Origin of the sequence: Desulfovibrio cuneatus DSM 11391 (assembly GCF_000430005.1) — a bacterium.
Classification (GTDB): domain Bacteria; phylum Desulfobacterota; class Desulfovibrionia; order Desulfovibrionales; family Desulfovibrionaceae; genus Frigididesulfovibrio; species Frigididesulfovibrio cuneatus.
Genome location: NZ_AUCY01000038.1, coordinates 1 through 12,054, shown reverse-complemented (window position 1 = coordinate 12,054; position 12,054 = coordinate 1). Strand labels below are relative to the sequence as shown.

At 53.3% G+C, this 12,054-nt stretch carries 12 protein-coding genes; 3 read left to right on the top strand and 9 right to left on the bottom strand.

Features of this window, described 5'->3' with window-relative positions; genetic code table 11:
* Window positions 1-61 precede the first annotated feature (61 nt).
* From G497_RS17675 to G497_RS17665, 8 genes are all read right to left on the bottom strand, one after another.
* On the bottom strand, window positions 62-664 hold the full coding sequence (locus G497_RS17675) for an N-acetylmuramidase family protein (protein WP_034637490.1): 603 nt from the start codon (window positions 662-664) through the stop codon (window positions 62-64).
* Window positions 665-685: 21 nt separating this feature from the next.
* Entirely contained in the window at window positions 686-1,027 is a 342-nt protein-coding gene (locus G497_RS0110105) for a hypothetical protein (protein ID WP_027188059.1), read from the bottom strand.
* 330 nt (window positions 1,028-1,357) lie between these two features.
* Entirely contained in the window at window positions 1,358-1,747 is a 390-nt protein-coding gene (locus G497_RS0110100) for a hypothetical protein (RefSeq protein ID WP_027188058.1), read from the bottom strand.
* Window positions 1,748-1,794: 47 nt separating this feature from the next.
* Window positions 1,795-2,055: a hypothetical protein gene (locus G497_RS0110095; protein ID WP_027188057.1), complete on the bottom strand. Its 261-nt coding sequence runs from the start codon at window positions 2,053-2,055 to the stop codon at window positions 1,795-1,797.
* Between the two features lie 241 nt (window positions 2,056-2,296).
* On the bottom strand, window positions 2,297-3,040 hold the full coding sequence (locus tag G497_RS17670) for a DUF2589 domain-containing protein (RefSeq protein WP_084516190.1): 744 nt from the start codon (window positions 3,038-3,040) through the stop codon (window positions 2,297-2,299).
* Between the two features lie 59 nt (window positions 3,041-3,099).
* Complete coding sequence (locus tag G497_RS0110085; RefSeq protein WP_084516187.1) at window positions 3,100-3,696, bottom strand: DUF2589 domain-containing protein; 597 nt, start codon at window positions 3,694-3,696, stop codon at window positions 3,100-3,102.
* A 49-nt stretch (window positions 3,697-3,745) separates the two neighbouring features.
* Window positions 3,746-4,120, bottom strand: a complete 375-nt coding sequence (locus G497_RS19860) for a helix-turn-helix transcriptional regulator (RefSeq protein ID WP_281171058.1) — start codon at window positions 4,118-4,120, stop codon at window positions 3,746-3,748.
* Window positions 4,121-4,539: 419 nt separating this feature from the next.
* On the bottom strand, window positions 4,540-4,887 hold the full coding sequence (locus G497_RS17665; RefSeq protein ID WP_051258029.1) for an Arm DNA-binding domain-containing protein: 348 nt from the start codon (window positions 4,885-4,887) through the stop codon (window positions 4,540-4,542).
* Window positions 4,888-5,281: 394 nt separating this feature from the next.
* Here G497_RS17665 and dapB point away from each other — a divergent pair, with 394 nt between their 5' ends.
* From dapB to G497_RS0110060, 3 genes are all read left to right on the top strand, one after another.
* Entirely contained in the window at window positions 5,282-6,064 is a 783-nt protein-coding gene (gene dapB, locus G497_RS0110075; protein ID WP_027188055.1) for a 4-hydroxy-tetrahydrodipicolinate reductase, read from the top strand.
* Entirely contained in the window at window positions 6,061-7,704 is a 1,644-nt protein-coding gene (locus G497_RS0110070; protein ID WP_027188054.1) for an NAD+ synthase, read from the top strand. Before dapB ends, G497_RS0110070 begins: the two co-directional genes overlap by 4 nt.
* Before the next feature lie 809 nt (window positions 7,705-8,513).
* Window positions 8,514-10,481 (top strand): RHS repeat domain-containing protein, encoded by a 1,968-nt coding sequence (locus tag G497_RS0110060; RefSeq protein WP_027188053.1) that lies wholly within the window; start codon window positions 8,514-8,516, stop codon window positions 10,479-10,481.
* Window positions 10,482-10,547: 66 nt separating this feature from the next.
* On the opposite strand, the gene G497_RS20175 is transcribed toward G497_RS0110060, so the two are convergent.
* Window positions 10,548-11,198 carry a hypothetical protein gene (locus tag G497_RS20175; RefSeq protein ID WP_156908044.1) on the bottom strand — a complete coding sequence of 217 codons (651 nt, stop codon included), beginning with the start codon at window positions 11,196-11,198 and terminating at the stop codon, window positions 10,548-10,550.
* Between the last annotated feature and the right edge of the window lie 856 nt (window positions 11,199-12,054).

The window sequence follows — 12,054 nt, the reverse complement described above, 5'->3', positions numbered from 1 at the left end:
TTCTCCTTGTAGTTTGCACTTACTGTTGCCGTGCAGGTTATGGCTTTACATGCGTCCGGAATTACCCATGCGCACTTCTTTCCAAACACTTCGCATATTCCCCTGCCAGTTTTTCATCATACCTGTTCTGCCCATACCCCGGCCCGTTGTAGCCTTTGGCAAAGGCGGCCCAATCGTGGTTTTTCAAGTGCCGCACCAGGTTGTTAGTGCGAATGAAGCCGCAAAACGCCTCCAGTTGGGTTATGGGGTCTTGTTCCTGGGCGTGCACAAACTCGCGCACCGTGGCATAGCCGCACGCGGCGTGGTTGAATCCCATAATCTGGAACGCCCCCCAGGAAGCGGAAGCCAACGCCGCTTCTTCCTGAATATTTTTGGCTTCATTCAGGCGATCATGTTCTTTTTCCCCGCCCAGGTAATGGGCCTTTGTCCATTTGGGGTACAGCACGGTGGGGTGGGCCTCGGCATAGTCTTCCGGGGGTACGCCCCGTTTTTTCAATTCACGCCAGAAAATGTGCCCTTCAAACAGAATTTTGGCCCGGCCCGAAGGTAAAAAGCCGTTTCCGGCGGATTCCACCGTGCACACGGCCTGCATGGTGCATGGTTCAATGCCCAAATCGGCAGCAGCACGGGTAATGTCTTCCCAGGTTAATGGTGGTTGAGGCATGAGAAACTCCTTGGGCTGCAATTATTCGCCAATGTTGGCAATGCATGTGCCATTTTTATCTGTCCAACTGTTGCCGCCCAACTCGCTACACGCTTGGGCTGTGGGCACACCGGAAGTATAATTACTGCGGCAGTTGTTCACTGTGTAGCAACGGTAGGCATTGGCGGCGGAAGCCGCAACCAGTACCTGGCCCTCGGGCATGGCAGGGTTGTACCCGCCGCTTGCCTGGCTCGCCAATGTGTCGGGCTTTGGAGCATGGGCCAGCACTTTCGAGGTATCTGGCCCACAGGCCGTAAGGGCAAGAACGAGGCACACAAGCAAAGCCGTCAACCATTGTTTTGTGAACTGCTCGAAATTATTCATTTTCTGCTCCTTTTGTGCTGTTTTCGGTTTAAATGGCATTGTTGAAACGCGCAGTTATTTCGTTTGGCAAGGCACAAGTTTTTTTTGAAGCAGGAGTGACAATTCTGCAGGAAAGCAGAATTGGGACCCACCCAAAGGGCGGGAGCCGAAGGCCGAGGCCCAGGACGGGCCGAGTCAACTCTTCCGTCCTCGACTGTTTCATTTCTCCGCTCTTGCGGCGGGATTCATACTTCGGCGGCAAAGCCGCCTACGCCCGCCTTGTCACTCCACGGCTCGCTATGCTCGCGACTGCTGTCGGCTTTAGCGAGTAACGCAGCCAAACGGAATAAATCAGCGTTTCTTCAGGAATACCCGCACTGCGGCATCTACCCCGTGCAGGGAGACTTCAATGCACAGGGTATGCGGACGGTATAGGTTGAGCCAGCGCCGTAGCACACCGGGGGCACCCAGAGTAAGCCGGGAAAGGGGCGCGGCAGGAAGTTCCTTTTCAGACAGAAGAAAGCCCAGCGGCACACGCTCGAAGCAGGCTATTTCCATAAACAGACGGCTGATGCGCGGCCCATGTTCACCACACAACGCTTGCGCGGCAAAAGGGTCGCAGCGTTGGGCCAGCGCGCACAAACGCATGCGCCAGCTTTTGACTAAGCGCAGATTTTCTGCAACAGCCAGCCGCCGCAAGTATTCCGCAAGCGTTTCTGTAGCAAGGGTTGCCGTGCGCATCGCCGCCTCCTTACTTGTTGATGCCGGCCTTTTTCAAGGCCAACTTATTACAACCATCCGGGTTTGCGCGGAAAGCCCACATGGTAGACCATCCACTGCAACACCACCTGGTGCTCGCCCAAGTTGAACAAGCCGAAGTTTTTCTCTATACCCAGAATGACGCCGCGCGGCGTTTCATTCAGGCAGCGGTTTAGCAGTTCCGTGGCAGCTTCTATTTCCGCTTCCCCTTCCGGGTTGGCGGGGTTGCTGCTGCCAACGGAGATGCGCTTTATGAAGCGTATTGTGCTGAGGTCGAATGTCAGGCTCATGGTAACGCTCCCAGAACAGTTTGGCTTAAAAAATAGCCATGCGTATTTTGCAAGGGCATTGATTTTCTTCAAACATTCAGAAAAAGGACAACATACAATGACACGCTGTGCGGGTGCCCGCTGCGCGCGCACCGGGCAATTGCAACGTGCAATTGCCCAAATCCCGACGGCAAAGCGCCTGGTCGTGGCTATGGGGTGAATGTACTGCCGCCGGGACTATGTAAGGGAATGGCTTGAAGGACTAAGCAGAAGCAGAACTTTGCGCCCCTTGCCCGGTTACTTCTTTCATGGGCTGCGCAATGGCTTTGCTGCTGCCTTGGCGCTCTTTTCCTTCTGCATCCTGAGTACCGGGAATTGCCCCAATAATAGCTTTGCCGTTGCCATCAAGCGCCTTGCCTTCACTATCCAGCAAGATGGGTTCGGTAGACGCTTGAAGAATATCCAGCACTCTGGCAAGGCCTTCCGGCATGCCTTCATCTTCGGCCAGTACCTGCACATGGTATTTTGCCGAATTGTCTGAAGACCGGGCATTTTCCTTATGGCTGGCGACAGAGCCGGATATGTTCACCGTACCGCTGATGGGGCCAAAGCCGAATTTTGCCGAGGCGGATAATTTAGCTGATGCGTCCAGCGAAGACTTTTCGCTGAAGGAGGACTTCACTTCCATATCAAAGGTGATGTCTACCTTTTTCACCGCCAGGCACGGAATTTTAACGATGGCCAAAAGCGGCACGTTCAACTCCGCCTTATAGGGGGTCACTGTCCCGTCGCTGCCCTGAATCATTTTTGTGTACTGGAAGCAGGCCGTTCTCACAGGCCCCATGCCTCCATCTTTGTTGGGTATGAAACCCACGGCTTTAATGAAGTCGGCTGTGGCATTGGCCAGTTGGATTTGCGAATCGCAGGCAGCCCGCAAGGGGCCGCCAATAAGGTCGCCCATGGGCAACCCTTTGAATTGATCGCCCATTGATACAAGTTCTGACATGATGCATCTCCGTTATGTTGCAGGTTGCGTTTGCTCCGCGACCAAGCGTTTTTGTGTGTTTAGTCATCATATGTTGCATTTGCAGCCTGTGCGGAAGACGCTGCTGCCCCACCTGATGAAGCAGGGCTTTCATATGTCTGGCTGGTTTTTATCAATTCATTAATGAGGCGGGCCGCACCTTCCGGCAAATCCACCCCTTCCAGAGTCAATTGGACGTGCGCCGTAAAAGAGCCGCTTTTTTTATGGGCTCCCATATCAATGGTCAGGTTGGGCAGTTGTTCCGCCCGCTCCAGGGAACGTTGTGTGGAATTGCTGCCCTGAATATCCATATCCGGCAGACCGCCAGCATCTATATCCAGGGAATTGAAGCTGACATCAAAATCCACATCCGCTTTTTTGATGCGTAACGCGCTGTAGGGCAATACGGACAAATAAGGCACACGGTAAGCCTCTGTGCTTCCGGCTGGTGCTCCGGGCCGTTGCGAAGGCAAGTTCACCTTCATGGTTACAGGGAAGAAACCCGCGTGCCCAGGCTTGCGCTTGAAGTAACTCATGAGGTTAGCCACCTGAGCGGCTTCAATCTTTTCCTGTGCCTCCAACACTGCGCTGGAGATGGCGGTAACCAACTGGCTGAGGGAGGAGATATTCGGCATCATGGGTTCCTTGAAGTTATGCTGTTATATGAGTATGAACATGGGCACACGGCTACCTGTAACTTGATATTTTGATTGTATAATGCGTTTTTGCTTTCTGCTCTTGCTGTTTCTGGGCTTGATATAACAATGCCACCACTTCACGAGTGCTGTGCGCTTCGAGTTTAAGCAGAATATTTTCACGATGCTTATACACAGTTGAAATACAAATACCTGTTGCCTCGGCAATAGCGTGCGGGATTATTCCACGCGCCAAGAAGGAAACAATTTGATTTTCTCTGCGGGTAAGGCCAGGATATGGCGCAAGACAAGAAACTCCGGCAAACAGAGAAATCAAATGCACACTGTTTGCTGCGCTGCATTTTTTGCATATATTACGGATATGCCGACTGACAGTATGGGGACTTATGTACAAATACTGCCCTATTACTTTTATCGGAAAAACCTTGAGCCAAATATCGTAGAATATCTCGCTCTCGTTTGGTCATGGGCGCATGTGTCATAAATATCTCCTGCGGTTTAAATTGATAATAAATAAAAAATACTCATTTTGAATACGTCAAAATATGTAATTCTATTTGCAGGTAACGTTGTGCCAAAATTTGCTCTGCCATTCTGCCCGTTTCTTTCCCGTTGAACCCATCAGGGCGAATACGCAGCCCCAACCCCCAAGAATCACAAGGGGGAAGGACAGAACTTTAGACATGGCAGATGATGCCTTTCAGGACTAAGGGCACAGAAAAAGAGGAAGGCATGGTGCACAATGGCGCATACCTTCCAAGGAATAATAAGCGTGGTAGTAGAGAGGTAAGAATTGTAAAGTCAGGCCTGCATGAAAAGAATACACTATGCAGCCTGCTCCAGGGCGGTAATGGCAGGCAGTCGCCGCTTTTGGGAAGGGTCAAGTCCCTTGTCCAGCATCTTGCGCACGTTATGGGCTTTGCCTCTGGCATTCTTTAAGGACACGGTAGGATAAACACCCAAGGAAATCATCTGCGCTTCACCATCTACCATGTACCGAAAACGCCAGAGCTTTGTACCTTCCTTCTTGCGCTTGGAAGGCTTCACCGCTAAAGTAAGCCATGGCGTTTTAGCATCGGTGTAGCGTTCTTCCTTGTCCGTGACCTTGACGGTTTCAAGAAAACGTACCGTAAACTCAAAACGCTTGCTCTGCTCTTGCTTTGCAGTAAACATTGCCCCCCCTCTCATTGAGTATGTGCATATTGCGTACTCAAAAAGACACTCAACATAGCTTAGGGTTGCAACGCTTTTTGCGGTTCAATTTTGGACAAAAGTAGCCATAAAACCATTGACAGCAAAAAAATTGCACAATCTGGAATTTTATTGAACAGTACGTTAAAGGGCATGATGCCCTTGGAACCCCACCTTTACGTTCAGTTTTTCGCTATGCGAAAAGCTGAACGCTAATGGGGGTCAAGGGGCGTCACGTCCCTTGCAGGGGGCTTGGGGGACAGCGTCCCCCAGTCAAAAATTCCTAAAAAGAATACCCACGGCTTGGGCTGGTAATTCCAGCTATTTTTTTCTACAGTAACCGCATTGAGTATTATAACCGTTTTGGGAGGTTGTTATGGCAGTTCCAGTAATTATTATGGGGGCAATGGGCAGAATGGGTTCCATGCTTGTGCGTGCCGTGCGGGAAAACCCCGCATTTACCCTTGCCGGGGTAGTGGATCGCGAAGAAAAACTGGAAGAAGCCAAAACCCTTGGCTGCCCTGCATCCAGCCAGGTACAGCAAGTGCTGGCCAGCGTGCCGGGGGCCACCATTATTGATTTTACTTCCCCTGCCAGCAGCCTGCACACGGCCCATGCTGCCGTGGCTGCCGGGGCACGGCACATTATTGGCACCACCGGGCTGACAAAAGAAGAACGCGCCACCCTGGAAGTGTTGGCCCAGAAAACGCCTATTTTTTGGTCGCCCAACATGAGCCTGGGGATAAATGCCCTGCTCAAGGTGTTGCCAGAGCTGGTGCGCTTGCTTGGCCCGGATTACGATATGGAGCTTATGGAAATTCACCACAACCGCAAAAAAGATGCCCCCAGCGGCACTGCCCTGCACCTTGCGGAATGTGTGGCCGAAGCGCGTGACTGGCCCCTGGCGGAAACCGCCTGCTACCACCGTGAGGGCATTATTGGGGAGCGTCCAAAAAGGGAAATTGGCATTCAAACATTGCGCGGCGGCGATGTGGTGGGGGTGCATACCCTGTACTTTATGGGGCCGGGGGAACGCGTTGAAGTGACCCACCAGGCCCATTCGCGGGAGAATTTTGTTGGTGGTGCCTTGCGTGCAGCCCTGTGGTTGCAGCAACAACCTGCGGGCAAGCTGTATTCCATGCAGGATGTTTTGCAATGAACATAGGCATTGTGCAGCACAACCCCATGCTGGGGGATTTTGCAGGTAACAGTGCCACGTTGCTGGCCCAGGTGGCCAAAGCCGCGGCCCAGGGGGCGGCCTTGTGTGTGGCCCCAGGCTGGGCCCTGTGCGGAGGTGGTGCGGGGAACTTGTTGCAGCGCAATGTGTTTGCCCAGGCCAACCAGGAAGCGCTGCCCGCTTTTGCCAAAGCCCATGCCGCCAAGGGCCTGCCCCCGGTGTTGCTGGGGGTAGCCATTGCGGCCCATGGCGCAGCAGCAGAACGCCAGCACGCAGCCGTGCTGGTGGAAAATGGCACGTACACTGTGGTGGCCCGCCAGTGTTTTACCCCGCATGGGGCAGGGGAGCAGGCCAGCCGTATTCTGGTGCCAGGGGAACCCTGCGGCTTGGTCCGGGTTGGGGGGCACCGCTTTGCCGTGTTGCTGGGGGAAGCTTCCCTGCTTGAATCGTTTCCTGAGGAAGAATCGCTTTTGTGCGACTGCCTGCAACACCATCGTGTGGCAGGCATTTGTATTTTGGGGGCCTTGCCATACAGGCATTTCCGGCGTGAAAAGGTCATGAAGAACGCCGCCAGCATGGCCCAGCGCCACGGCACTTCGGTGTTTCTGGCAAACCTTGCAGGCGGCACAGACAGCAACGTGTTTTACGGCGGCAGTTTTGCCTGCAATGCCAAGGGGCAACTGCTGGCCCTGGCCCCGCTGTTTCAGGAAGCCGTTGTGCAGGCAAAGGGCGAAGCCACCCCGCTGCAAGGCGAAGCGGCTGTTCTGGCCGGCAGGGAAGAAGCCCTGTGGCAAGCCCTTGTAACGGGCACCCGCGACTTTGTGCGTAAATGTGGCCTTACCCGTGTGGTGCTGGGGCTTTCCGGCGGTATGGATTCCGCCCTTGTGGCGGCTATTGCGGCAGAAGCGCTGGGGCCGGAAAACGTTATGGGGCTGTTGCTGCCCTCCCCCTATTCCAGCCAGGGCAGCATAGACCACAGCCTGGAACTGGCAGCCAATGTGGGCATTGCCACCCACACCGTACCTATTGAACCTGTGCTGGATGCTGCGCGGCACACCATGGAAGCGGCCTTTCCCCCAGGGCTGACTGGCCTTGCCGGAGAAAATATTCAGGCCAGAATACGCGGCATGTTGCTTATGGCCTACGCCAATCAGTTTGGGGCCATGCTGCTGAACACCTCCAACAAGTCAGAATCGGCTGTGGGGTATAGCACCCTGTATGGCGATAGCTGCGGCGGCTTGGGGGTAATAGCCGATGTGTATAAAACGGAAACCTACGCTTTGGCCCGCTGGCTCAATGCCCGCAACGGGAAAGAGGTGATTCCTTCAGTTATTCTGCAAAAAGCGCCTTCCGCAGAACTGCGACCAGACCAGAAAGATAGCGATTCCTTGCCGCCCTACGAGGTGCTGGACAAGGTGCTGTATTTGCTGGTGGAAGAAGGAAAAAGCCGGGCCGAGGTGGTGGCAGCAGGGTTTGACAGTGCCGTGGTGAACGAGGTGCGAAGGCTAATGGATGGCTCGGAGTTTAAACGCAGGCAAACGCCCCCGGCGTTGCATGTTTCTGCACAGCCCTTTGGGCCAGAACAGCAGTTGCCGCTGGCCATGAGGGCGATGTGTAAATAGGTGGGGTAAGGAGTTTGTGGAAGAGGTGGTGGTGCAGGAGGTAGTGCGGCGTGCCGCCACCATGGCCCAAGCACCGTCATCCCCGCGCAGGCTGGGATCCAGTATTTTCAATGAGATAGCGCGTAGTTTTGTGCGGCGTACCGCAGCCATGGCCTAAGCACTGTCATCCCCGCGCAAGCGGGGATCCAGTATTCTTAGGGGGTTAGGCTAATTTCTTGCGGCGCAAGCGCCACACCATTCCTCTTTTCTCTTTATTCTTCCGCTCCGCTAGGGTCAGGGGGCCCTTGTGCGGCCCCCTAACAACCCCACACCCACGGGGTTGCACCCCGTGACCCGCTAAGCCTGTGGCCCGCGCTCAGTAGATTTGTTCCGCTCACTCGAAGACTCGTACGCTGCACAAATATATTCGCGCGGAAAGTACACCGTGCAGGGCATGAGTAAGGGGCGCTTATCGGTTGCTTGCTGCAAGAATACGCTGTGCCACAAAAGATAAGCGGCACGTAGTAAGGACGCGGCAACTAAACTACCACACTTCGTGTGAGTGGGCGGGCGCAGCAAAGCGCGCGTGGGCTGGGGGTGACACGAAGAATTATCTGTAAGGTGCGGCGAAGACGCCGCGATATTTTTTACTATGAGTGAATGATAGCGCGTAGCTTCTTAGCTATGCCACTCACCCCTCTCCCGCATGTCCTAAGCCTACAACCAAGCCTTACTATACGTATCTTCTTCTGCTATGGGGAAAATTGCTGCCGCATATTCGTTGTGAATGGGCGGCGCAATTGTGTTTACCCTATGGCAGGAGGCAGCACATGCACCCCATGAGTACCGAGGATTTTTTGCGTGAAATCGTGTTTGGTAACAAAGGCAATGCCAGCAGTTCCGGCACGCTTCTTTCCGGGGCATCCCGCCCCATGACCTCGCAGGCGGAAGGTTGGCAAGCCACTGCTCCGCGCCAGTCATTGCTTGGTTCACCACAGGCTGGCAGTGCTCCCTCGGGTTCTGGTGCCAATGTCTTCCGCATGCGCTGCCTCACCAACCAGCATGGCAAAATAGAATCCAAGGAAGAACACACCCCCAATGAAAGTACCCACTGGGAGTATACCTATGACGTTGCTGGGCACCTTGCCACGGTACGCTGCAACGGCGCGGTAACCGAAGAATACACATACAACGCCCAGGGCCAGCGCATTGCCGACCGCGTGCCCGATGCCTTGCGCCACCGGGGCGGGCAGCGGCGGTTCACCTACAATGACGAAGGGCAACTGGTAGAGGTGAACGCTACTCGCTTTTACTACACCGCATCCGGCACTCTGCGCGGCAGGCAGGAAAACGGCAAAAACACCTATTTCAGCTACGGCGACGACACTCGGCTGGACAGCGTCACCCTGCCTCCCGGGTTTGAGGTGCGCTATGAATATGGGCAAAGCCTGCTGCCGGAGCGCATTCTTTTGGCGGGGCGGCTTATGGGGGAATATCGCTGGCACAGCCCGCTGCAACTGTACGAATACTACGACGTGATGCAGGACACCCGCTACACGTTCCAGTACAAGGGAAACCGTGTGCCCGCCGGGGTGCATATCAGCGGTACCGGGGCGGCATTCATACGTGAACGCTTTCAACGCGGCAATCTGGATCAGTATTCCCCCATGTTCCAAGCACAAGGGGCTACAGACACCCTGTTCCTGCACATCGGGGCTGACCAGGTGGGCAGCATCCGCATCTTGAGCACGGAAGACGGCCGCATGGTGAAGGAAATCACCTACGACAGCTTTGGCAACGTCCTGCGTGACTCCTTCCCGGAATTGTCCTTCCCCCTAGGCTTTGCGGGCGGGCTGGTGGATGAACATACAGGCTTCGTGCGCTTCGGCTACCGCGACTACGACCCGCAAACCGGACGCTTCACCGCCCAAGACCCTGCCCGCGACCTGCGTGGCGATGCCGATTTGTATGACTACTGCGTGGACGACCCCGTGAGTTGTGTTGACCCGCAGGGGTTGCGCTTTACAAAGGCCGAGGCAAGCTCTGGTGGCGCTTCACATAAAGGTATTTCGCACCCCTTTGGTGCCCCACATGGAGAAAGCACAGTAGGGGAAATACCAAAGACCATTGATGGGAAAGGGGTGGAACAACTACCCGAAGTTTTGCGACAGCACAGACTGAACATGACAGATGCAGAGTACAGCAAACATAAAAGGGATGCAGATATCTTTGCGAAAAAATTTCCTGCCGTACAACCTGTGCTGGAAGACATGGCAAAAATTACAGGTATTCCGCTGGAGATACTGGTGGGAATAGCAATTTTAGAAAATAAGCTTGACACTGAAACAACAAGTGAATCTGTTAAAGGTTTTCAAGGAATGTTTCAGGTGGGTAAGGACGCGCGTGAGGCTGTCGCACCAGAAACTGATGCCGAAAAGGCAAAAAGGGCTGAAATCATCAAACGATATGGAGATTCCTCTTTGTATGATGGCCCCATGTACGCGAAACTGTTGCTGAAAAAAAAGGGAATAGAACCCACGGCAGATTCAGAAAAAATTGCCCTGGAGTTATACAAAGGATATTTAATGGGACCAAATGGAAGTGCCGCATTTAATAATCTTTCGCCTGATAAAACGGTGAAAGGTACATTATCTGAAGGGGCAATAAGTGGCAACCCTACTTATTTCAAAAAGAATGGGGAATATGCCACAAAACAGCATGCTGAAGTGAAGCTACAAGAATTTGTCAATACGTTCATTGATAAAGCTCATTATGTGCTTAAGAGTCACGAAAAATAAATGTAATTAGATAAATGAAAAACAATTCCTGCCAGCAGCCGTATTCCTTACAATTACTGGCAGGAATTATTCTTTGTCATAGGGCCAAGGAAGTCGCACTTTTCGCCACTGGCCTTTTTTATTTTTTTTCCAGGCTGGCCGCACCACTTCAAACCTCGGGATTCCTGATTCATCTTCATTATAGACAATATCACCCTGTAAACGATATGGGCCTGGACGACCATCTTCTCGGTATCCAGGTACATCAGGGCAAAACGTTGCCATAAAGTCGCCATTTGTGCCATAAAACATTTTACGGTGCAAACTATACCGTTGATGCTTGCTATTCGTAAAATACATTTGAAAATTAGGATTTTCCACGCACTCCACCGTGCCCTCCAGGGTTTGGTAGGGTAAAACCTGTGTGTTGCGGGGCACACCAGGCCGAGTGTCAAGACGAATAGCGCTTGGGCGTATCCAGTCAATGCGAGGAATGCCATTTTTCTCTTTTTCTATCGTTTTTTCAGGTGTAATGATAAACTGCCGACCAAGATTTAGTTCTCGTAAGTTGGCATCATAGGGATCAAAAGTGGCATAGAATGCACCCATTTCTTCACATATTTCTTTTACTAAGAAACTTGCACATACAAGGACGGAAAAGGTATTACCATCAGGTTCTGCATAAACACAACTAGGCTCACCTAGTCCCCCAGAATAACACCCTACAAACTCTGCCACGATGTCCCCCGGTGCCGGGGGCACAGGGGCAGTGCTTTGGGTGCTATTTGCGTTATGTTTTGTCGCGGAACTAGCAACCGATACTGGGAGATTGCAAGGAAACATACCAGAAAACATGAACAGATAGAACAATATGCGGTGCATACGGCCCCCGGAGTGTAAGCGGTGCAGGGCAATGAGTAAACGTATACTTGATACTACATGAAGGCCAGGGCAGTGGCAATGGGTAAGGAATTGGGCTATCGCGGCGTCTTCGCCGCACCTTACAGGTAATTCTTTGAGTATCCCCCCACCCCACGTGCGCTTTGCTGCGCCCGCCCACTCATGCAGAATGTGCTTGCTTTGTCGCCACTTTCCATCTGTGTGGGAATTATCTTTTGTGGCACAGCTTGCGCGTTCCCACTTCCCGACTCAACCGAGCCTACTCATAGCCCCCCCAGCCCCCGCGCGCTTTGCTGCGCCCGCCCACTCACACGGAGAGCGGTAGTTTAGTTGCCGCTGCCTGATTATGTGGCGATTACCTTCTGTGGCACAACAGATTATTCCGGCAGGCAACCGATAAGCGCCATTACTCATTTCTGGCAGGGTGTCCTCTCCGCGCGAATATATTTGTGCAGCGTACGAGTCTTCGAGTGAGCGGAACAAATCTACTGAGCGCAGGCCGGGAGCTAAACGGGGTCTTGGGGCAGAGCCCCAAGCGCCTGGGGTTGTTAGGGGGCCGGGCGAGGGCTCCCTAACCCAAGCGGAGCGGAAGAATAAAGAGAAAAGAGGAATGGTGTGGCGCTTGCGCCGCAAGAAAATACTATCACCCAAAAAATACTGGATCCCTGCCTTTGCAGGGATGACGGTGCTTAGG